At 47.5% G+C, this 23,990-nt stretch carries 11 protein-coding genes and 1 pseudogene; all 12 read right to left on the reverse strand.

The features are described from left to right. Positions 1-12: 12 nt before the first annotated feature. The gene (locus tag BMX79_RS05640; protein WP_091480149.1) at positions 13-2,199 is read right to left on the reverse strand and encodes a PTS transporter subunit IIBC; all 2,187 of its coding nucleotides are present in this window, start codon (positions 2,197-2,199) and stop codon (positions 13-15) included. 16 nt (positions 2,200-2,215) lie between these two features. Further along, entirely contained in the window at positions 2,216-3,220 is a 1,005-nt protein-coding gene (locus BMX79_RS05645) for an ROK family glucokinase (RefSeq protein ID WP_091480151.1), read from the reverse strand. A gap of 15 nt (positions 3,221-3,235) precedes the next feature. Then, positions 3,236-4,933, reverse strand: a complete 1,698-nt coding sequence (locus BMX79_RS05650; protein ID WP_091480154.1) for a glycoside hydrolase family 13 protein — start codon at positions 4,931-4,933, stop codon at positions 3,236-3,238. Between the two features lie 520 nt (positions 4,934-5,453). Then, positions 5,454-11,528, reverse strand: a complete 6,075-nt coding sequence (locus BMX79_RS05660) for a pullulanase (RefSeq protein ID WP_091480158.1) — start codon at positions 11,526-11,528, stop codon at positions 5,454-5,456. Between the two features lie 92 nt (positions 11,529-11,620). Beyond that, entirely contained in the window at positions 11,621-12,499 is an 879-nt protein-coding gene (locus BMX79_RS05665; protein ID WP_246117637.1) for a sugar ABC transporter permease, read from the reverse strand. Next, entirely contained in the window at positions 12,499-13,815 is a 1,317-nt protein-coding gene (locus BMX79_RS05670) for a sugar ABC transporter permease (protein WP_091480161.1), read from the reverse strand. The genes BMX79_RS05665 and BMX79_RS05670 overlap by 1 nt, the downstream gene beginning before the upstream one ends. A gap of 174 nt (positions 13,816-13,989) precedes the next feature. Further along, the gene (locus BMX79_RS05675; protein ID WP_091480163.1) at positions 13,990-15,312 is read right to left on the reverse strand and encodes a sugar ABC transporter substrate-binding protein; all 1,323 of its coding nucleotides are present in this window, start codon (positions 15,310-15,312) and stop codon (positions 13,990-13,992) included. 408 nt (positions 15,313-15,720) lie between these two features. Then, positions 15,721-17,352, reverse strand: coding sequence for a glycoside hydrolase family 13 protein (locus tag BMX79_RS05680; protein ID WP_091480166.1), 1,632 nt, complete (start codon positions 17,350-17,352; stop codon positions 15,721-15,723). 11 nt (positions 17,353-17,363) lie between these two features. Further along, positions 17,364-18,026, reverse strand: coding sequence for a beta-phosphoglucomutase (gene pgmB / locus BMX79_RS05685; protein WP_091480168.1), 663 nt, complete (start codon positions 18,024-18,026; stop codon positions 17,364-17,366). 242 nt (positions 18,027-18,268) lie between these two features. After that, positions 18,269-20,539, reverse strand: coding sequence for a maltose phosphorylase MdxK (gene mdxK / locus BMX79_RS05690; RefSeq protein ID WP_091480171.1), 2,271 nt, complete (start codon positions 20,537-20,539; stop codon positions 18,269-18,271). 244 nt (positions 20,540-20,783) lie between these two features. After that, positions 20,784-22,451: pseudogene (locus BMX79_RS05695) on the reverse strand (glycoside hydrolase family 13 protein); the annotation flags it as partial. Between the two features lie 298 nt (positions 22,452-22,749). Beyond that, a complete protein-coding gene (locus BMX79_RS05700) occupies positions 22,750-23,871 on the reverse strand; it encodes an iron-containing alcohol dehydrogenase family protein (protein WP_091480175.1) in 1,122 nt (373 codons plus the stop codon). Positions 23,872-23,990 lie beyond the last annotated feature (119 nt).

A 23,990-nucleotide genomic window follows, 5' to 3' on the forward strand; every position in this document is an offset into this window, starting at 1 on the left:
TACACTCCTTCTTTATTCCATCACTGACCCAATAAGGTCCGCTGCTTTACTTTCTTCAGTTGCCTTAAGTTTAATTGTCTGTCCATCAGTCAAGTTCGTGAAGACCACTAGTACCGCAGTCTCCTTACCTTCTTTACTAATTGCTTCGCGGTCCATTTGAGCCAGCTCATCACCCGCTTTCAGTGTCTGTCCTTCTTCAACAAAAAGCTCGAATCCCTGACCGTTTAATTCTACCGTATCAATTCCCATGTGTACAAGCACATCGATCCCGTCTTCTGTCTGGATTCCGATCGCATGTTTCGTCGGGAAGATGCTGGTGATTGATCCTGATACAGGTGAAACGATTCTATCCGATAAAGGTGTGATGACATAGCCGTCGCCCATCATTTTCTGAGAGAAGACGTCGTCCGGTGCCTCAGTGATCGGCTGAACGTATCCGTCTGCAACACTGTAGACAGCTGTTTTTTCTGATTGATTTGTTGAAGATTCCCTCGTCTGATTATGAGCTGTGTCTTCTGCTAATGCCTTATTCTCATCGATCGTTGAGGCAGGAATGTCTGCATTCGATTCAAGCACATCCAGAATATCAGATTTCAGTACATCCGCTTTCGGTCCGTATATCGCCTGAACCCCCGTATCTTTATGAACAAGTCCCATCGCTCCAGCTTTTTTCCAGTTCGCTTCGCTGCCTACTTTATTTGTATCCTTAACTGTTATACGCAGTCTTGTCATGCAGGCATCCACATCAGAAATATTGTCTTTTCCACCTAATAGATGAATGATATTGTACACCTGCTGAGAAGCATCAACTGCCTGAGCTGCGTCCGATCCGTTTGCTTCTCCTTCATAGTTTCCTTTACGCCCAGGTGTGGCATACTGGAACTTACGAATGAGGAAATCTGCCAGGAAGTAAGTTCCGACAGCAAACAGAACAGTGACCCACAGGAAGTTGATCAAGTCGAGGCCAAGACCCGCTCTCAATGCAAGTGGTGTACGAGTCAGAAGCTCGATATTTCCGAAGGCGTGGATTCTTAGATTAACAATATCCGCCATGGCAAAAGCTGCCCCCTGAATCAGTGCATAGATGCCGTAGAGCGGCATTGCTGCAAACATGAACATGAACTCAAGCGGCTCAGTAACACCAGTAAGGAAAACTGCCAGTCCGGCAGACAAGTACATCGATTTATACTGCTTGCGCTTATCTTTGTCGACATTTTTATACATCGCATACGCCAGTCCCATTAAAATACCTGACGATCCAATCATCTGTCCTACTTTAAAACGAGCCGGTACGAAAGTTTCCATGGCATACTGATATGTGCTGGTATCTCCAGCCGCGTCAAGGTTGACCAGGTCACGTGCCCATGCCAGCCATAGCGGATCCTGTCCAAATACCAGTGCACCTTCCTGCGCTCCACTCAGCACCTCATAGGTTCCTCCAAGTGGCGTATAGTTGATTGGAATGGTCAGCATGTGATGCAGACCGAACGGCAGCAGCAGTCGTTCCAGGGTCCCGAACAGGAAGGGAGCCAATATTGGGGCTGTATCCTGTGATTCTGCGATCCATACGCCGAAACTGTTGATTCCGCCTTGGATGACCGGCCAGACAATTGATAGCACAACGGCCGCAATCAGTGACCATAAAATAACGACGAAAGGAACGAAACGCTTACCATTGAAGAATGACAAAGCATCCGGTAATTTTCTGAAGTTGTAGTATTTATTGAATGCCATCGCACCCATGAATCCGGCAATGATTCCGACGAACACACCCATATTCAAAGCCGGTGCTTCCAGAACTGATGTAAAGTAACCATCGACCGGAATGTCTGTCCCGAATAGTGTCTGAGTGATTGCTGATTCATCTGCAAGCATGTCTCCAGTGACGCCGAAAATTGCTCCGGTGATCCGGTTAATCAGAATAAAACTGATTCCGGCAGCGAAGGCTCCGCCAGCTTTATCTTTGGCCCAGCTTCCACCGATAGCCAGAGCGAAGAGGATATGCAGATTTCCAATAATCGCCCACCCAATATTCTCGATCACGCTTCCAAAAGCAACCAGGGCTGTCAGATCAGGATTGATCAGCGGAATCGATCCACCGATACTGATCATCAGACCGGCTGCCGGCATAACGGCAATCACACCCATCAGTGCTTTTCCGAATTTCTGCCAGAACTCAAAGTTCATTATCTTTTTCATCTTTTATTCTCCTATTCTACAAGTTGACGTTTTCATTTTGTGTAACGGTTTCCACTCTGTCTTCCAGAGCAAACGCTAGAGATGCGGCACCAAGTACGCCCGCTTCGTTTTCAAGTGATGCTGTTCTGATCGCCGTGCGTGTGGCGATTGTTGGAAACGCATGCCGTTCAAAGTGCGGCGTCACGTAATCAAGAAGCAGCTGGCCGGCTCTGGACACCCCGCCACCAAGAACAATCGTTGACGGGTTCAGGATATTGGCAATATTGGCACAGGTCTTGCCCAGATAACTGCCTACCTTTTTTAAAACATTATCTGCTAATGGATCATTAAATCTAGCCTGGTCGAAAATACTTTTTGCTGTGACCGGCTGACTGTTCCTTATTTTCTGAGCCAGCTGTGACTCCCCGATAAACTGCTCAGCCTCTTTTCTGGCGACATTGACGATCCCGGTCGCACTGGCTACTGTTTCCAGACAGCCTACCTGACCGCACGTACAGTGAAAACCGTCTGCCTCGACTTTGACATGACCAATTTCTCCAGCAGTACCATGTGCCCCATGAACCAGCTCCCCGTTGACGATCACTCCGCCCCCGACACCAGTTCCTAAAGTCAGAAAGACCACGTGGGGCTCATTCTGTCCTGCTCCCAGCCACTGTTCTCCCAGAGCGGCAACGTTTGCATCATTGTCCAGCTCAAATGGAATCCCAAATGCACGTTCGATTTCTTCCCGGACATGGACCGTTTCAGTCCAGTTCAAATTATAGGCTCCGGTTACTGTCCCTTCAGACCTGTTCACAGATCCAGGTGACCCCATTCCGATTGCTGCAATATCTTCAGCTGAAAGTGACTGTTCGCTCATTTTTTCCTGAATCGACTGAATGATTGTAGGAACGATACTGCGCCCCTTGTTATGGACAGGAGTGGGAACGGCCCACTGAGTGACCGTTTCCCCTTTCCGTGTCAAAAAGGCAAATTTAATCGTCGTTCCACCTAAGTCGATGCCAATCGCTATTTTCTCCATCTGCTTCTCCTTTGATTAAAGAACGTAATAGTTCGGATCGTGCCAGATTTTCTGCTTGGCTACTTTATACACACGTGATTCGTATGGACGCAGCGTCATAACTGTATTCTGAGCATCCGTTACAGTATAGTTGCTTAATTTCAAGTCTCCAAGTTCAAGTTCCTTACTCAGGTCCAAGTCTGTGGTCTCATTAAAGAGATTGACGATCACGACATACTCCACCCCTTCGTATGCGCGAAGGTAGGCGTAGACCTTGTCATGTTCCTCTGCAATCAGCTCATAATGCCCGTAGATAAGAGCGGGCGTGGTCTGTCTCATCTGAATCATTTTCTTGTAGAAATGATAGATTGAATCCGGATCGTTCAATGCCTGTTCCACGTTGATATCCGGGTAGTTCGGGTTGACGCCGAACCACGGTTGTCCTGTTGTGAACCCGGCTTGAGGCGCATTTGACCACTGCATCGGTGTGCGTGAATTGTCCCGTCCGTTCTTCCAGATGTATGCCATGATTTCTTCGTGCGTCGAACCATTTTTCGTTTCAATGTTATACATGTTGATCATACCGACATCATCATAGTCCTCGATCGAGTCGAACTGCACATTTGTCATACCGATTTCCTGACCCTGGTAGATGAACGGCGTGCCTTGCATGAAGAAATAGAATGTAGCCAGAGCTTTCGCCGAGGTTTTTCTCAGATCCCCATCATTTCCCCAAGTCGATACGCTTCTCGCCAGGTCATGGTTTTCAATAAATAATGCATTCCATCCTCGACCGTCCAGGCCTTTCTGCCAGCGGGTCATGACCTCTTTCAGTTCCTTCAAGTCAAGTCCGTCGCCATTCGCTCCCCATAAGCCGAGGTGCTCGAACTGGAAAATCATGTTAAAGTAGCCATTCTCTTCGCCTACCCAGCGGTCTGCATCCTGAATCCTTACCCCATTTGCTTCTCCGACAGTCATGACATCATAGTTGCTGATCGTCCGTTCGGCAAACTCCGAAAGAAACAGGTCGATCCCAGGCTGATTCATGTGTCCGTCAAAGGAAGGCACGTAATCCTTGTTCAGGGGGTTCGGCATATTCGGATAGCCGTTTTTTTTCTTGATATGTGAAATGGCATCGACTCTGAACCCGTCGATTCCCTTGTCCAGCCACCAGTTCACCATTTCGTATAAGTGTTCTCTGACTTTTGGATTTTCCCAGTTCAAGTCAGGCTGCTTTTTTGAAAAGACGTGCATATAGTACTCGCCTGTTTTTTCGTCGTATTCCCAAACCGATCCACCGAAGATAGACTCCCAGTTATTAATTTCGGAGCCATCCGGTTTTGCCGGATGCCAGATGTAAAAATCACGGTACGGGTTATCTTTAGATGATCGGGATTCGATAAACCACTCGTGCTCATCAGAGGTATGGTTGATGACCAGATCCATAATGATTTTCATGCCACGCTTATGTACTTCTTCAAGCAGTTCGTCAAAATCAGCCATCGTTCCAAATTCCTGCATGATCCCGTGATAATCACTGATGTCGTATCCGTTATCATCATTAGGCGACTCGTAAACCGGGCTGACCCAGATCACATCGATTCCCAGATCCTTGATGTAATCAAGCTTTTCAATAATGCCTCTTAAATCTCCAATACCGTCTCCATTTGAATCATAAAAACTGCGCGGATAGATCTGATACGCTACCGCTTTCTTCCACCATTGCTTCTTCATTTATATTCGTCACTCCATATTCCTGAGATACTCTATAGCCCTGTCATTTATGACAACAGAACTAATATTATCTTCTGAGTAAACGGCTTTCAATACTTTTCTGTCTGTTAACGGTATCAGAATGGATATATGAAAAATGGATGAGGGGAAGTCGCTTAAGGGAGGGGTGGAATCGATGCATGAACATGTATTGGGGCCAACTCAAGAGTCTTTCAGTTGTGAGCCGGTTGCTGGCGGTGTAGTAGAACCAGCTCGGTGGTCCTTTCTTCTTGGGTTGGTCGTAAGATGCGCCTTGGAACCAGCTCGGTGGTTCCTTCCTGCTTGAGTTGGTCGTAAGACGCATCTTGGAACCCACTCGATGCCTCTTTCCTGCTTGAGTTGGTCCCGCTGAGCTCGACAGAATTCCCCAAGCAGCAGACATAAGAAAAAGCAGTGAGCACCTTCTCAAATCCAAGGCTGCTCACTGCTTTTCATTCAATGTTTTTAGAGCTGGGGCGTACCCCAGCTTCCTTTTTATGTCTTATTTTTTCTTTTTGACTTGTCTGACCGCGACCCCTGTCAAAAGGCTCACTAGTCCGACTGCTCCGACTGTCCAGAGCATGGTTGCCGTAGAAGGAAGTCTTTCTCCATTCTGATTACCAGTTTGGGATTTAGAAGAATCGCCTTCCGCTTCGGTAGTCTCCTCACCATCCGGGCCATCTAATGGACCATCTGAATTTTCTTGATCGCCATCAACTAGGGATTCTCCACTATCCTGACCACCACCAGTATCCTCAGACGGATCAGTACCGTCTGCCGATTGACCATCACCCTCATCATCTCTTTCCAAATCAGCCGATTCTTCGCCACCTTCGACAGGATCATCGCCATCGGATCCCTGATCTGTTCCTGGTTCTGTTTCTCCATCAGGCTGTTCTCCGCTACCTGAGTCAGTTCCTTCATCGCCATCTTCGTCATTCTCTTCAACCGGTTCAATTTCTCTATCCGTCAGTAAAACCACGGATGCTGTCAGAGGCGCCAGCGTCACACCAAACTGTTCGACTGTAATGCCTTCTGGTCTGGTAATCGCTCGCGTGCCGGCCTGCTGACTGTCGACCAGGACATGTCCTTCAGTCAAATCAGAATCAAGTGTCAGAGTCCGTACGGAATCATCAGCATTCACAAAGATGTAGTAGCGATCGCCATTGGAATCTTCTGCACGATAAGCGATAACCAAGTCTTCGTCCTCGATTTCCGGTGCGTCCACTAGTGACACCATGTCCGCGATGTCTTCCATCGTTCCTTTACTGAAGGCATCCGTACTACGTCGCAATGCAATCAGTCCAGACGTGTAAGCCTGGGTCTGCGTATTAATCGGATAAGCGTCAGTATCCGTCACTTTATCCCATTCAAAGCGGTTGACCGCATCCGTTGAATCATAGGAATCATGAATGAAATACGGGTAAAGGAAGGGATTCCCGTCTTCATCTGTCATAAATGTCGACTTGTAAGGAACCTGATCGTTTGCTACAGGTTCGATAAAGTCAGGATCACGGTACTGCTTGGTCCGTCCATATTCCTGACCGGCATGGACGAATGGCGTGCCCTGAGAAGTCAGTACCATCAGATTTCCCAGACGGATACGCTGATGGATTTCTTCCTGGTGGTATTCCGGATCTTTCTGAATGCTTTGAGCGATGACATCATGAAGCGTCAGATTGTCGTGCGCCGCGATATAAGGGACCACATCGCCCGGATCCGTCGCCGTAAAGTTGTGCGGATTGGCTGTCAGATTGTCAAAAATCCGCTGGATGGACCGAGCGCCCCCGGTAATGAAGCGCGGTTCCCCCTCACTGCCGAATCCGGATTTCAGTTCATTTCTGAAGTCATCCGAGAATGATCCGACGGCTTGTGTGTGCTGCATCCAGTCCTGATCAGCCGGCATGACGTCTTCATAACCTTCGTCACCGACAAAGGTCCGCCAGCCTTCACCGATCATCAGGATATTCGGGTTCAGTTTCTGTGCTTCGTCAAATGCCATCTGAATGCTTTCGGCATCGTGATCGCCCATCATATCAAAGCGGAAGCCGTCGACTTTATACTCTTCCACCCAGTATGTGATCGAATCGACCAGAATACGGCGGGCCATCTCATGAGTGGTGCCCAGTCTGCCGCCTCCAAAACTCGTTCGTGATGTGCCGTCCGCATCCATGAAGTGGTAATAGTTCGGTTCCAGATCCTCAAAAATGTGCTCCCGTGCGGTATGATTGTAGACGACATCGAGAATGACACCCATGCCGCGGGAATGGATCGCATCGATCAGATTTTTGAATTCTTCAATACGTCTGGCCGGGTCTTCTGGATTTTCTGAATACATCCCTGTCAAGGAGAAGTAACTCTGCGGATCGTAACCCCAGTTATAGTTGGTCTGAGTCGATCCGTACTCCATCATCCGTTCGCCGTTCTCGAATTCATTTGCAAAGAAATAGCTCATGACCGGTAGCAGCTGAACGTGGGTCACACCCAGACTTTCGATGTAATCGAGTTTTTCTATGAAGGCACTGAATGTCCCGAATTGACTGGTCAGTTCATCTTCAATAGACGGGTCGGATGTGAAGTCTCTGACATGGATTTCGTAAATGATTGCATCTTCCCGCTTGTCATAGCCGTCGATCTGAGCATAATCCAGTTCCGGGCCGATATCACCCGGATTCACGATGGCAGCCTTGCCGACGTAATTATCCGGATCACCGCTGTTCCATGCGGCCATTGAGCGGGCATAGGGATCCAGTGCCAGGACTGTTTCGCCATTTCTTTCGATTGCAAAATGGTAGAAGTAGCCGGTCACATCGGCCAGTCCCGTGGTGGCTTCATCAAGAACGACACGCCACACGCCTGACTCCTCGGCAGTCATTTCGATATCATCTCTTACAACGACAGTCTGATCATCTTTATCATATAAAACGACCGTCACTGCGTCGGCACTCGGCGACCAGACTTTCAAATCAGCGGTCCCGAATTCGTTGAAAGTCAGACCAAGTTCTCCATCATAGGCATAGAGCGCATCTTTCAGGCGCCATCCCATTCGCGCTTCTGCTTCTGTTTCATCAAATGTCACAGTATAAGGAGCACGCTCCACTGAGAAGTCACCGGTCAGACTAACGACTCGTCTCTCATGATTGATAGCTGCATCAAATTTAACCCCTCGTCCTTCTGCATCGGTCAGCTGAATCGCTTCAAGCAGATTAGCCTCCTCCAGCCCTTCTGTCGAATGGAAGAACACCTCGATTTCTGTTTCAGATATCAGTTCGGCTCGGATCATGCCGGCTTCACTGACATAGTACGGATTGGTATAAATAGTTTCATCTCCTTCACGCATAAATAGCTGGCTGTGAGCGGACAAGTTTGAGAACGTGTAGTCCCTGGTCTGAGATCCATCCGCTTTATTCAGGAACAGAAAACCGATCTGACCAGCCTCTTCTGCCAGCGCAAGATTAAAATAAGTTCCGTCAGGACCGACGCCGTCGCTGTCCTGAGCGCCTTGAGGCCAGTTATCTGTCGGGTCTGCCACATCGTCCCAGGTCCAGATTCCCCAGTCATCGTAGTCATTGTTGTCTCGTTTGTAGTTGATCCGGATCATATCCTTTTCAAGTAAAGGCTCATAAGGTGTCATGGCATATTCATGATCAAGCCATACCTGATTCATCTCAGAAGTCAGAAGCCGCAGAGCGATATCTCCTGACAGGTTGTTCCCAGAGACGGAATTGATAAGGAAGCCGATCGACTGTGGATTCTCTGCCAGCTCAATATCCATATACCAGCCGTAGTCGGTCTGAACAGCCTCTGTAAATGAGGTTGCCCCATTCGGCCATGCCCCTCTGTTTTCCGAAGGCTCTTTTACATCGTTCCATATCCAGAGCCCAAGAGTCTCGAGATCATCTGACGGAAGCGACGCAAAATGGATGCGAAAAAATCCTTCTTCCACCTCGGTTTCTTCTACCGGTTCATCTGAATCATCCGGTGTTTCGATTTCTTCAGCAATCAGTGACCCGTTGTCCACTGTAAGAAGTGCTGTTCCGCCGTCTGCCATGGCTGGCAATGTAAATGTGATGATCTGGCTGTCACCCGTCTCTTCAGCAGAGTACTGGCTGTCTGAATAATGATCCATCACGATGACATCGCTGCTGTCTACTTCCACAGAAATCAGCTGCTCCTCTTCTGACGTATTGAAGGCCAGAAAGACTGATTCATCTTCCAGGGCCCGTTCGACAATCATCCAGTCCTCGTCTTCTGAAGTCAGGAAAGTTTCCCTCGTTCCTCTGGAAAGCAGTTCGCTGAAGTCATTTCTAAATCCGATGACTTTCTGATAATGGTACAGGATATCATTATCATCAATCAAATCCCAGCCGAAGTCATAGCGGTTATCATACTGTGGCCAGTTTTCGTCTCCTGTCTGGCCAAGCTCTTCCCCGTAGTAAATGACCGGCTGCCCTTTCGAGGTCATCTGAAGTGAGGCGGCCAGCTTGAGTTTCCCTTCATCTCCTCCAAGAGAATACAGGAAGCCCTGTTCATCATGACTGCCTAAAAACTGTCCAAGAGTCGCATCACTGGCTAAAACATTATTTCGATTGACTAAATGAGTACTCGCCCGCTCTATGCGTCCGTTGACGAAGTCCGCCGCATAGCTTTTGAAATTGAAATCCAGCAGACTGTCCATCATCCCTGCATTCAGGTAACCCTGATCGTTCTGGTAATTTGCTCCCCAGGATTCTCCGATCAGCTTGAACGCCGGATCTCTTTCAATGAGTTCATTTTTAAAGTGCTGCCAGGTCGTATCGTCGACGTGTTTAACTGTGTCGACCCGGAAACTCGCGATCGCATTGCCCGCCGCTGTTGTGGAGCGGTCGATCCAGTCTGCCTGCCAGGCTACCAGCTGCTCTCTGACGGCCGCTTCTTCTGTTAGAAAATCCGGCAGACCCGCCAGTTCCATATTCAGATCCGTGCTGCCGCCTTGTTCTCTGATCATCCCGTCAAAGCGTGCCCGGTCTTCGTCCGTCGGATAGCCTGCCGGTGGATCGTCCACCCCGTTGTCAGGATGCAGACCATAGCCGGCATGGTTCAGTACCACATCGACCATAATAGCGATCCCTTTATCCGCTGCCTGATCGATCAGGTCATGAAAAGCTTCAAGCGTTCCAAGGTGCGGATTCAATTCTTCGAAATCCTTTGCCCAGTAGCCATGGTAGCCATAGTAGCTGCCGTCATCACTGCTGTATTCGACATCATGGCCCACATTTTCAACGATCGGTGTGATCCAGATGGTCGACACACCCAAGTTTTCCAGGTAATCAAGGTTCTCCGTTACCCCTTTGAAATCCCCTCCCTGATAAGTGCCTCGAGGATTGTCTGCCTGACTGTAATCAATGCCGTACGGGTCATTATTAGTCGGATCCCCGTCAGCAAAGCGGTCGGTAAGCATGAAGTAGATGATTTCCTCATCCCAGTCCCGCTCACCTTCTGCCTTGTTCCGCTCACTGATCGTCACGTCAGTCTGCGCAGCATAGCGTCCGTTATTTTCGTCCCAGACACTGACGGTTATTGGGTATGTACCCGGCTGGATCGTGTGATCAGCTGAAAGGGTCACCCGGTTCAGTTCAGGAGAAATACTCAGATCAGACGGTCCCCCGATCGATGAGACATCCGCTGATATGCGTGAAACTTCAAGGTCAGACTGGTTATCGATAGTAACGTCCAGGAGTCCGTGTTCGTTGTAGCTGAATGCCCGGCTGACTGAAGCAGACACGCTGATGTCCTCGCCTCCCTCAGTTTCTTCCGGTCCGTCCTCTTCATCTGATCTGTAGAAAGGATCAGTAAAGGCCTGACCTGGGTCATCGGCTGTGATAAAGACCTGATTCATCGTATCAAACGAGGAAAACCTCAAGTCATCTGTCAGCTTGTCTTCTCCATCTGACAGATTAACGACTAGAAAGCCGACTGACTGCGCGGATTCATTGACTGGAAGATCGATGTAGGCTCCGTGCGGGCCGACCTGATCATTTGAGAAAGCGATGGCCTCAGATGGCCACTTATCAGGCTGGTCCGGTGCATCTCCCCAGAACCATACCCCGTAATCCTCATAGTTCACGGTGTCGTTCAGGTAGTGAATTCGCAGAGCCGGTGTCTCAAAGTCGACTGGAGCATAATAATGGACGGTGCCATCAGCTCTGATCCAGACTTCTTCGACTTCCGGGAACAATGCAATAATAATGTCTTCCTCTATATATTTTGTTTCATCCCCGAACACAGGAATCAGCCCGATTTCTTCGGCATCTGCCTGAATCGCAATGTCCTGATAGTAGCCAAAGTCAGTCTGATCAGACTCTGAAAAAAGCGAACCGGACGGCCAGGAAGACGCATCACCCGATTCCGTCAGCACATCTCCCCACATCCATAACGAGAGATCATTCTCAATCTGATCCGTTTCTAGATGTATTCGAAGCATCCGCTCAGTCTCGGCACTCACGGATGTGAAAACGGGAAAGACATTGGCTAACGACTGAAATAGTAGTAAAAAGACCAGTAAAGCTGAAAATAATGCAGATGATTTTCTGTTCATTTACTCAGACTCCTCTTCTTTTTAGTTAACGCTTTCAATTTTGGGCAAAAAGGACTCCCCCTACGGAAGGCGTAAGGAGAGCTTTAGTTGTATTATCCTTTGGTGGCACCGGCGGCAAGACCTGAAATAAGGTACTTCTGCAGCAGGAGGTAAACGGTGGCGATCGGAATAGCGATCAGTACCGCTCCTGCAGCGAATCGGCTGAAGTTATTGGAGAACTGGGCATTGACAAAGTTGTACAGACCCAGAGCCAATGTGAAGTTTTCAGGGCTTCTCAACACGATACGAGGCAGGATAAAGTCCATGAATGGGGCCATGAAGTTGAACAGGGCCACCACAGATAAAATAGGTTTTGCCAGAGGCAGCAGAATCTGGAAAAAGATTCTGAAGTGACCGGCGCCATCCATTTTAGCGGATTCATCCAGCGATTTAGGCAGGGTATCCAGGTATCCTTTGACTAAAAAGGCATTCATCGGAATGTTTCCTCCGATATATATCAGGATCAGTCCCCATAAGTTGTCCAGAAGGCCGATCGTATTCAGCAGGATGTACAAAGCCACCATTGCCATCAGAACTGGAAACATCTGAAGCAGAAGGAAGGCATATAATCCGTACGTGCGTCCTCTGAAACGGTAACGTGAAAATGCATAAGCTGTAAAGCTGACCAGCAGCGTCGTTACTACCGTTACGATTGTGGAAACGAACAAGGTGTTCCGGTACCACAGCAGGTAGTCACTTCTTGGATTGGTAAAAAGCCAGACGTAATTGTCCAGCGACCAGTTTTCCGGAGAAAGGGACGCTGTATATAAGTTAGATGTCGTGTTCATTGAAATGGCAAAGGCCCAGAACAGCGGGTAGAAAATGATCAGGAACATGACGGCCAGAATCAGATAAATCAGCGCGACTTCAAGCTTGCTTTTCTGCTTGCGCGTGAACTGTCTCTTCTGCATGCGTTCAAAGATTTTACTCATTAATAGTTCCCCTCCTCTTTAAATGATCGTGAACGACGGAACTGGAAGAAAGCGAAGGTCGCCACGATCAGTCCGAGAATCAGTGAAATTGCTGCAGCCATACTGTACTGAGAGTTGGTGAATGTCAGCCCGTAAACCCACGAGATCAGGATATCGGTACCGCCGGCATTCTGTCCGCGCACAGCAGGTCCCCCTTCATTGAAGAGGTAGATAATGTTGAAGTTGTTGAAATTGAATGTGTACTGCGTCAGAAGGATCGGTCCTGTGGCAAACATCAGATGCGGGAAAGTGATTTCCTTGAATTTCTGCCAGCGTGTTGCTCCGTCCATATCCGCTGCTTCATACCAGTCGTCAGAAATTCCTTTAAGTACACCGGAAAACAGAGCGTAGACATAGGGGAAGCCAAGCCATACCTGGATCATGATGATTGCGATCCGGCTCCACATAACGTTGGACATCCACGGGATCGACGTATTGAACAGTGGCTGAATGATATCTGTGTTTATTGCTCCAAAATTGTCATTGAATAATGCTGAGAAAATAATGATCGTCACGAATCCCGGAACAGCCCATGGTAAAATGAGGATTGTCCGGATGATACGTGTCCCTTTCAATCTCTTGTCATTTGTCAGGATGGCCAGGAACATAGCCAGGCCGATGGACAAGGTCGTTGCTACGAATGTCCAAGTCAATGTCCATGACAGAACACTGAAGAAAGTGGTGCGCCATTCCGCAATTGTCACCAGTCTGACAAAGTTTTCGAAGCCGACCCACTGCAGAATATTTCTCGGCGGGGCATTATACAAATTGTAGTTTGTAAAAGCCAGTAAAGCCATGAAGAGCAGCGGCAGGATGACCACGAAAATCAGCAGCATGAATCCTGGGCCGATCAGAGCATAAGGAAAACCGGTATCCCATGAATTCCTGAAGTTCTCCATAACGCCTCCTGGACGCCATCCGTCTCTGATTTTCTGCGCTTCTTTTTTTGCATCCTGAAGGTTGAACGTATAAAACACACCGTAGAACACAGTAAATATGATAGCTAAAATTCCTTCGATCAGGAACACACGTGAATCGTCCACTCGTGGTTCAGTTCCCAGGGTAATCAGTCCCTGTAATCCGGAAGCAATAAATTCAAACATCATTACAGTAAAAGCTGCAAACAAGATGAATATCAGTGCACCTTTTAACCATCGTTTATTATAAATTTGACCCATTCCCGGAATAATGGACAGCAGCATAGCTTTTTTAGGGCTATGGTCCAGATCCGCATTTACGGGACGCTTGTTTTTTTGATTTTTCTTGTCAGTAGGCATAATCTCTCTCCTTCTATCAGCCTAATATCTCCAAGAGACTTTGCTGCCTTTAAAGCATCGCTCTCTATGCATTCATTACTTCAAAAGAACTAATACGAACAAGGAGATTGAGTCATCATATCTGCTCAATCTCCCCTGTTCAAATTAGTTTGATTTTACACTATATTGGGTGACTTATTGTCCCATCATTGAAATGTTAGCTTCAATATTTGCAACAGCTTCGTCCAGTACTTCCTGTACATCGTCCCCTTGCTGTACGAACTGCAGTGCGTCTCCTAGAGGCTCCCAAACCTGAGACATTTCAGGAATGTTTGGCATTGGATGAGCGTTCTGAGTCTGTGCAAAGATCGGATCCATTAACTCATCGTCGATTTCTACAGCTGTGTGAGCTGGCAGTTCACCGGCAACTTCAAAGTAAGTGGTTGAGCTTTCTTCGTTAGTGATGAACAGTGCCAATTCAGTTGCCCAGTACTCATGATCTGTGTAGTAGTTGACTAACCAGCCTTTGTTTCCTGAGAAGGAATTCAATGGCTCTCCGTCTTGAGTCGGCAGTTCTACTACTTGCAGGTTTTCACCGATTGCATCGCGGTAGTCAGGAATTGCCCATGGGCCGTTTACGACCATACCAAGCTGTCCATCAATGAACAGGCTGTTCGCTACTTCAAGATCAGTTCCTGGAGGCATAAGTCCTTCATCGAACCATGACTGAATCATTTCTACAGCGGAGACAGCTTCAGGTGTGTTTAGACCGATATCGGTTGGATCATATACGCCGTCTTCGTCCTGTCCAAAGATGTATCCACCGTCTGCAGTGATGAACGGATACGTAAAGTACAAGTCTCCTGCATTCATCATGAAGCCGTACTGGCCGTCTCCAGTCAGATCACGTGCAATGTCCATCAGTTCATCCATTGTTTCAGGTGCTTCAGGTACTAGCTCGTTGTTGATGAATAAAGCATAAGTTTCAACAACTGCTGGAATTCCGAACTGGATGCCTTCGTAGCTGAATGACTGAACTGCTTCTTCGTTATACTCTCCAAGGCGTTCAAGCTGATCATCTGTCAGATCAAGTTCAGCTGCCACACCCTGCAGGTAAATATCTCCCATACGGTCATGCGGCTGGAAGAAAAGATCCGGTCCTTGTCCAGCAGGTCCATCCAGGCTCATGCCGTCAAGCTGCTCAAGCATTTCGTAAGGTGTGATCTGTACATCGATGCCGTACTCTTCAGTAAAGCGCGCTGTAATTTCTTCATAAGCATCCAGCTGCTGTTCTTCCTGGTTGACCCACATGTGCAGGGATTCAGGTTTTTCAGGTGCATCTTCATTTGTTGTTTCTTCAGCTGTTTCGCCGTTCGTATCGTCAGTTGTTTCTTCAGTTGTATCAGGATCAGCGCCGGTATCTCCAGCATCTCCCCCATCACCATTTCCACATGCGGCTAATAGACCAGCGGTTGAAAGCAGTAACATTCCTTTGTATAACAATTTAGAATCGATCATTTTTTTGTTCCTCCTATTTTTTATTCAGTCATCATCAGACACATTACGTGTCACTTTTCCTCACAGTTTAGTCTATGAACAGGAGGTACCATCCCGCTCAGGAAACCGCTTGAAAAGCTTTTGTAAGTGATTACAAACTAACTATATAAGGTTTTTACAATTGTTTCAATTGTTTTTTCAATGTTACCGGTATCAGGAATCACGTCATATGACTGGAATTATATTTTGTTGTCATACTTCCCTTTTCTTGCATTAATCAAGAGGTTAAATAATTTCTCACCCTCATAATGACCGGCTGTTAAAGTTTCAGCCCAGCCAATTATATAAAGATACTTTTCTGCAGAAAAAAATACATACGTCTCTTCCGGTTATATCCCGGTTAAAAGACGTATGCATGAAACTAATCGGTTAGTTTATTTCGCCTGCTCTCACCGCAAACGCTTCGTAAGGGTTCAGGTCCACTGAGTTCCAATCAACAGCTGACCTGTTGTAATTGGTTACCATCACCTCATACTCAGTCGGCATGTCATCCAGACTGACCTTCTGTTTTTCATCACTGATACTGGCCAGCACAACCCATTTTTCCCCTTGATACTGACGCTCGTAGGCAAAGACATTCGGGTTATCAGGTAATAGAAGTATATAATCTCCCCAGACGATTGCTGGATGATCTTTTCTCAACTGAATCAGCTGCTTATATGTATGGAACACTGATTCTTTGTCTGATAGGGCCTGTTCAACATTGATGCTTGTATAATTCGGCTGAACAGCGAGCCATGGTTTTCCTGTCGTAAATCCGGCATGTTCTGAACTGTCCCATTGCACAGGCGTCCGTGCATTGTCACGGCCTTTGACGTTAATGGCATGCAAGATCTCTTCTTTTGAATAGCCCTGCTCCAGGCGTTCATGGTACATATTCCGGCTTTCAATGTCGTCCACTTCATCGATCGATGTAATAATACGATTGGTCATACCGATTTCTTCTCCCTGATAAATATAAGGGGTTCCTTTCATCAGGTGAAGAAGAATCGCAAAGCATTTCGCACTTTCGATACGGTAGGTATCATCATTTCCCCACCTTGAAACGACACGCGGAGTATCGTGGTTATTCCAGAAAAGGCTGTTCCAGCCGTCTTCCTTAAAGGCTACCTGCCACTTGCTCAAGGCCTGCTTCCATTCGACCAGGTCCAGTTCTTTCAGATCCCATTTCGTCTTGCCGGGCTGTTCGTCAAGCATCATGTGTTCAAACTGAAAAACCATGGACAGCTCATTGCGGGCCGGGTCTGAATACAGCTTGGCCGAATCAGGAGTCGCACTCCATGTCTCGCCGACTGTCATCACATCACGGCCCTTGAGCGTGTGCTCATGCATTTCTTTTAAGTAATCATGCAGCTTCGGCCCATTAGCCGTCAATTTTTCATCCGGCAGTTTACCGATCAGATCGATGACATCCAGACGGAAGCCGCCAACACCCTTGTCCAGCCAGAAGTTCATCATCTTATAGACATCCTGACGCATCCGTTCATTTTCCCAGTTCAGGTCCGGCTGCTTCCTGCTGAATAGATGAAGGTAATACTGTCCGCTGTCTTCGTCAAATGTCCAGGCTGATCCGTTGAAAGCAGAAGTCAGATCGTTAGGAGCCTGACCATCTACAGGATCGCGCCAGATATAGTAATCTCTGTAAGCATTATCCTTACTCTTTCTGGCTTCGACAAACCAGTTGTGCTCGTCACTCGTATGATTGACGACCAGATCCATCACGATTCGGATGCCGCGTTTCTCCCCTTCGGCAATCAGCTCATCCATATCTTCCATCGTGCCGAACTCGGGATGAATAGCCTGGTAATCACTGATGTCATACCCATTGTCGTCATTCGGAGAGGCGTAGACCGGACTGAGCCAGATCGCATCGATCCCAAGCTCTTCTAAATAATCCAGCCGACTGGTAATGCCCGGAATATCTCCTATCCCATCTCCATTGCTGTCCTGAAAACTGCGCGGATAGACCTGATAGACTACCGCATTCTGCCACCACTTCATTCTTGTCCTCCTTAGTCCTGATTGGCCTTTTCGAGGATCGTGTCCAGATCCAGGTCGGCCGTACTTTCAACTGCGTAATCCGCTTCTTTCATCGCATCTCTGGATCCGACTCCGACAGAAAACATATGTGCTGCATTAATCGATTCTATCCCTGCTTCGGCATCCTCAAGACCAACACATTCTTCAGGTTTTAGGTTCAGCATGTCGGCTCCTTTGACAAAAATCTCAGGATCGGGTTTTCCCGCTTTAAGTGACGCAGGGTCTACGATTCCATCAAATAGATCCATAATTTCCAGGCTTTCCATAATAGCCGGCCCATTCTTACTCGCTGAGGCCAGAACCATACCCAGATTTTTCTCTTTCGCTTCTTTCAATAGCGTATCAACACCCGGAAGCAAGTCATCTGGTGTGATTTCCTTGATGTAAGTCTTATATTCTTCATTCTTCTGCGTAGCCAGTTCCTCTTTTTCCGCTTCTGTGTACGCCTCTTCTTTCCCTCCGTGCTTGAGAATCAGTTCCAATGACTCCATGCGGCTGATGCCTTTCAGTTGTTCGTTAAATTCTCTGTCAATCTCTATGCCGATCTTTTCAGCCAGACTTTTCCACGCCAGAAAATGGTATTCTGCTGTATCTGTAATGACACCGTCTAAATCAAAAATCAAACCTTTAATCATGTCAATTCCTCCTGTTTATTATATAAATGGACTAGTTTTCGCCCGGCGATAACTGACGACCCAATGATTGTAATGGGCTTAAAAGCCGTCCAGGCGGCTTTTTCTATTTTGGATAAGCTCTTCCCTACCAAAATAGGTTTGGTAGCAAACTTAGACTAAATCTCAGTCCGAGTACCTGTGCTTGCAGGCACCCCTCACTAAAAAAGAAGGGGGAGAAGCCTCCCCCCTTTACTTTACTGCAATTATTTTTCTATCGCATGCGACAGCGTTCCGTCAAGCGTGACCTCTTTGCCGTAAAGTGTGAAGGTCAGCGCCTCCCCTTCTTGAAGAGAAAATTCGACCTCGTCAGCAGTCACGTGTACAGCAATCAGACGTCCGCGGTACTTGAGCTTGAACTGATAGCCATCCCACTGCGTCGGGCAATATGGTTCGAAGGACAGATGCCCCTCAAGGGTACGCATGCCTGCAAAGCCGTGAACGATCGACAGCCAGCCGCCGCTCATTGACGTAATGTGCAGACCGTCTTCCGTATCATTGTTGTAGTTGTCCAGATCCAGTCGGGCCGTACGCTCGTACATTTCGAAAGCTTTTTCCTTTTTGCCCAGCTCGGATGCCAGAATCGAGTGTACAAGAGGAGACAGTGAAGACTCATGGACCGTCATCGGCTCATAGAAATCAAAGTTCTTTTCTTTCTCTTCCTGAGTGAACTCATGATTCAGGAAATACATCCCTTGAAGCACATCGGCCTGCTTGATGAACGGCGAACGCAGAATCTTGTCCCATGACCAGTTCTGGTTGATCGGACGTTCTTCCGGTTTCAGTGAATCTACCGGTCGCAGATCCTTGTCTAGGAATGTATCGTGCTGAACGAAAATTCCAAGCTCTTCATCCTCAGGAAAGTACATATGCTCGACAATATCCGCCCACTTGTCGGTCTCGCCAGGTTCAAGAGCCAGAGCACTTAAGCGGTCTTTGGATGCTTTCTCCAGAGACTGCATCGTATAGCGAAGTGTCCAGGCTGCCATCGTGTTGGTGTACCAGTTGTTGTTGACGTTGTTTTCATATTCGTTAGGTCCCGTTACGCCATGGATCATATACTGCTTGTTACGCTCGGAATAGTGGACACGGTCAGCCCAGAATCGGGAAATGCCCACAAGGACATCCAGACCCTTATCCAGCAGGTAGGACTCGTCCCCGAAGTAAGTGGAGTAATTATAGATCGCATGAGCAATCGCTCCGTTCCGGTGAATTTCTTCAAACGTGATTTCCCATTCATTGTGACATTCGATACCTGTAAAAGTCACCATCGGGTAAAGGGCACCTTTCAGTCCCTGTTTCTGTGCATTGATGTGGGCCTGTTCGAGCTGATTGTGTCTATATACGAGAAGCTGTCTGGAAATTTCTTCATCCGTGATCGAAAGGTACATCGGCAGGATACAGGATTCAGTATCCCAGTAGGTCGCCCCGCCGTATTTCTCTCCAGTAAAGCCCTTAGGTCCGACATTAAGACGCGGGTCTTCCCCGTAGTAAGTCGAAAACAGCTGGAAGATGTTGAAACGGACCCCTTGCTGACTGGCCTCGTCCCCTTGGATCATGACATCAGCATTTTTCCAGCGCTGTGCCCATTCCTCTACATGAGCCTCTTTCAAGCTCGCATAACCTTTATCCATTGCTTCAGCAACAATGCGTTCAGCAGCATCGACCTGATCAGATTCTTCCACATCACGACTTGTAATGACAGAAACCAGCTTAGTCAAGGACACTGATTCGCCTTCAGCCAGCTGACCGGTTACATGCTCTTCCACCTTCATGTCAGAGTCCGCTGCTGATTCAGATGTCAGGCCTTCCGTCAGATTCGCCATCATCATGGTCACGGTGAATCGGTCCGTTCCGAAATTGTTTTCGATCGTCTTTGTAGTCAGATAAGGATGCGGGGAAAGTCCGCGATTTCTTTCCAGCCAGAATACCTCGTCATAGTTACTGTCTTCATTCACCACATCACCATCCAGATGAGGAATCAGTTCAATTGATGCCTCGCCTTTTTGACTGGTCGCTTCTACATGAATGACGGCCAGCTCTTTAGTAGACGCACTCACAAAGCGTGAGAAAGTAAAGGCAATTGCCTTTCCGTCCTTTTCCCATACGAAGGACCGGTTCAAGATTCCTTCTTTCATATCCAGTTCAAGCGTATAGTCCCTGACTTCATCAACAGCCAGGTCCATTTTGTGTCCATCGATCAGCACAGTAACTGGAATAAAATTAGTCGCGTTGATCACTTTCCCGAAATACTCCGGGTAGCCGATTTTCCACCAGCCGACCCGGGTCTTGTCAGGATACCAGACTCCAGCTAAATACGTTCCAATATGAGTATCTCCGGAGTAGCCTTCTTCAAAGTTTCCGCGAAGCCCCATGTAGCCATTCCCAATCGAGGTCAGGCTTTCCTGTACGCGCTTCTTTTCACTCACATCTGTAGAAATGACCTTCCACGGGTCCACCTTTGCAATACGTTCCATACATTACACGTCCAATCCTAGTCATTTATAATTTTGTCTATTTTTTTATCGCTTCCAGCAGGACCTTGCGTTTTTTGGCACGGTCACGTTTTTTCATCATGCGTTCCTTACGCTCTTCTTCATTGTCTTCATAATAAAAAACTGAAAAGCCATTATGGCTGAGCAGTGTTTCATCCCCGTCAGCAATATCATTCAGATGGAAAACTTTCTTAGCACCACGAGGGATCAGCGGCAGGAAAGCTTCCTCTTCATCCTGATTGAAGAAGAAAAGCAGCTCTCTGTTACCCAGTTTACGCTTGAATCCGAGGAATTGTTCATCATCTCTTACATCATGCCACTCTGTTTCACCGGAAATGAGAATATCCGAATACGTTTTACGGAAATGAATCAGTTCTTTAGTGAAAGCCAGCATATCGTGATCCTGTTTGTCCTCATCCCAGATCATGCACTTGCGGCAGTCCGGATCCATTCCCCCATCCATACCGATTTCTGTGCCATAATACATGCAGGGTGCTCCCGGTTGTGCATAAAGAAAAGCCATGGCTGATTTCACCAGATTCTTGTCATTGCCTGCTTTTGTCAAGACACGTGGTGTATCGTGGGAATCCAGCAGGTTGAACATGACTTCCGTTGTCTGCTGGCGGTAAAGCATCAGCTGACTGTTCAGACCGGATACCAGTCTAGTCGGTGACAGAAACTTCTTGAAGAAGTAGTTCTCGATCGTATCGGTAAAGGCGTAGTTCATTACTGCATGAAACTCATCACCGTTCAGCCAGTTCTGAGAGGAGTGCCAGATTTCTCCTAGAATATACAGATCGTCTTTGATTGCCGTCGTTTCTTTGAAGAATCGTTTCCAGAAGAAGTGATCGACTTCGTTAGCGACATCCAGACGCCAGGCATCGATATCAAATTCCTTGATCCAGTAAGTGGCAATATCCAGCAGATACTCCTGTACATCAGGATTGGCCGTATTCAATTTAGGCATATGTCCAGTAAATGCGAAGGTATCGTAATTGACGCGGCCGACATTTTCCAGCGCTTCGGTGCTCAAGCCTGCGACGTCATCGACTGGGAAAGAATGAATATAGAACCAGTCTTTGTATCTGGACTGATCCTGATTTTCAAGGACATCCAGCCACTGAGGAGAATGAATTCCCACATGATTGAATACCGCATCAATCATGATTCGAATGCCTCGGCTGTGCGCTTCTTCCACGACTTTCTTAAATAAAGCTTTGTCCCCAAAATCAGGATCAATTTCCTTGTAGTCGATTGTGTCGTATTTGTGATTCGAATGGGCTTTGAAAATCGGTGTGAAGTAAATGCCGTTGATGCCCAGGTCTTCCAGATAATCCATATTATCGAGAACGCCCTGCAGATCTCCCCCGTAAAAGTCGTCTCGTGACGGGTGCTCCTTGCTTCCCCATGGCAGCACGCCTTCAGGATCATTGGCTTGATTCCCATTGGCAAAACGTTCCGGGAAAATCTGATACCAGACCGTTTCGCTCGCCCACTGAGGGGCGCGGAACGCATCAATTTCATGGATATAAGGTACTCTGAAATAGAAGTTCATCTGGCTCAGGAAAATCTCCTCGAAAGGATAGACGCCCTGATCGGAATAGAAAATCTCGATCCCATCTTTACCGATGACTCTGAATCCGTATGCCATTCGTTTAGTCGGTTCGTGTGTATCGATCATCCAGTAGTCATGCATGTTCGTTGAAGCAACTTTCTTCATTTCCTTCCCGTTCATGAACCACTTTTCCTGTTCCAGTGCATAGGGATCGCCGCTCAGCAGTTCAACGGACTGCACATCCTTCGCTTTTGTCCGGATTCGGATGTGATAATGCCCACGTTCATAAAGATAAGCGTATTCGCTCTCGGCACGGTGATAAATTGCAGCTGTGTCCATATTAAAGTCTCCTTTTAACTAGTGCGTTTCTGATTAATTGAGTCGCTCGTTCCCGCTTTCGTGAAGCGGTTCCATCTTGATTCTAGCATCCACAGGTAAATATACAAGCAGTTTTAAAGTGTTATCGGTAACAGAAATCAAAGCGCTGACATCTGTCCAATTATAGCGTCCGGAAAAATAAAAAACCTGAGAATCCTAGTCTCTCATTCGATTGATAGACCTACTCCTCAGGTTCACGCTATTCAGTTGATACGATATCTGCTATTTAATCTAATTTTATATAAAATGGCCGACAGGTTCAAATTCCCTGTCCTGATGCTGTCTGTTCGTTAAATAACTCATTATTTTCAATAGCTTCCGCCAAGCTGTCTTCTGTAACCGGGTAAGGAAGCACATGGATACCTGGATCATGTTCAAGGGTGAGCGCCGCAAGTTTTCGGTAAAGTTTTTTTCCTCCAGCAAGTCCCAGTTTATTGAGTGATACCGGCAGGCCCAGCTGATTGAGCAGGCGGGAAACAGCCGACTGTTCGTCGACCTTGCCGTCCAGAGCCAGCTGGACCATGATGCCATAGGCTACTTTCTCCCCGTGAAGCAGGTGGTGTGTTTCTGGAAAGAATGTCAGGCCGTCATGAATCGCATGTGCAGCGGTCGTCCGTGCCAGTTCATCGCCGAAACCACCAACGAGTCCGCTGGTCATGATGATCGTCTCTATCGCTTTTATAAAGGCATCGCTAAGCTTATTCTGTTTCGCATCAACCACAGCCTGAAGCCCGTGTGTCTCTATCACTTTTCGGCACAAGCCAGCCGTCATATAAGCCAGTTCGAGTGCAGTTGAATCATGTTCAGGCAGCGACAAATTCGGCTCAGATTCATACCACTTGGCAAGTGTGTCTCCCAAACCAGCTGTCAGGTAACGAACCGGTGCATCGATAATGATCAGCGGATCGACCAGCAGAAGAGATACCTGACGGTGATGAAAGTCATATCGGATAAATTCTCCTTCCGGGGTGTACATCACACTCAGAGGTGTCCATGGTGCACAGTTACTGGCCAGAGTCGGAATCAGGACCGAGTAGACCCCTGACAATTGAGCGGCGACATACTTGACCGTATCCATGATCTTTCCACCGCCAACACCGATGATAAGATCGGCCCGCTCACTCGCCGCCTGATTCTTCAGCCTTTCCACTTCTTCATCGCTGCATTCGCCCTGAAAGGCACTGAAAGTCAGTTCTTCATATGAGGTCTCTTCGAGAAGGACGATCAGCTTGGGCCTGACTTTCGACCAGGATATTTTCCCGTGAACCACAAGAATACGTTTGAACCCCCGCTCCTCAATATATTCCTTTAAATCATCCAGGATACCCGGCGCACACTTGTACGCTTCCGGTCCCGGTCTGACAGTCAGCTGCTCCTTCACTTCTTTTCCCCCTCCAGCGGTTGTTCACAACAGTTCTTTTCTAATCGTTTTTTAATATTTTGATAGTTTACCAATCCTCGTTTACCCTGTCAACACTACGTGCCCAGTTTGAAAAAAAA

The sequence above is a fragment of the Alkalibacterium pelagium genome (assembly GCF_900109325.1).
Lineage (GTDB): Bacteria > Bacillota > Bacilli > Lactobacillales > Carnobacteriaceae_A > Alkalibacterium > Alkalibacterium pelagium.

Bases quoted from the DNA above. Each gene is read 5' to 3' on its own strand.
- BMX79_RS05670 (WP_091480161.1), bottom strand. From the start codon at position 13,815: ATGCCTACTGACAAGAAAAATCAAAAAAACAAGCGTCCCGTAAATGCG.
- BMX79_RS05640 (WP_091480149.1), bottom strand. From the start codon at position 2,199: ATGAAAAAGATAATGAACTTTGAGTTCTGGCAGAAATTCGGAAAAGCA.
- BMX79_RS05675 (WP_091480163.1), bottom strand. From the start codon at position 15,312: ATGATCGATTCTAAATTGTTATACAAAGGAATGTTACTGCTTTCAACC.
- mdxK (WP_091480171.1), bottom strand. From the start codon at position 20,539: ATGGAACGTATTGCAAAGGTGGACCCGTGGAAGGTCATTTCTACAGAT.
- BMX79_RS05645 (WP_091480151.1), bottom strand. From the start codon at position 3,220: ATGGAGAAAATAGCGATTGGCATCGACTTAGGTGGAACGACGATTAAA.
- BMX79_RS05665 (WP_246117637.1), bottom strand. From the start codon at position 12,499: ATGAGTAAAATCTTTGAACGCATGCAGAAGAGACAGTTCACGCGCAAG.
- BMX79_RS05660 (WP_091480158.1), bottom strand. From the start codon at position 11,528: ATGAACAGAAAATCATCTGCATTATTTTCAGCTTTACTGGTCTTTTTA.
- BMX79_RS05650 (WP_091480154.1), bottom strand. From the start codon at position 4,933: ATGAAGAAGCAATGGTGGAAGAAAGCGGTAGCGTATCAGATCTATCCG.
- pgmB (WP_091480168.1), bottom strand. From the start codon at position 18,026: ATGATTAAAGGTTTGATTTTTGATTTAGACGGTGTCATTACAGATACA.
- BMX79_RS05680 (WP_091480166.1), bottom strand. From the start codon at position 17,352: ATGAAGTGGTGGCAGAATGCGGTAGTCTATCAGGTCTATCCGCGCAGT.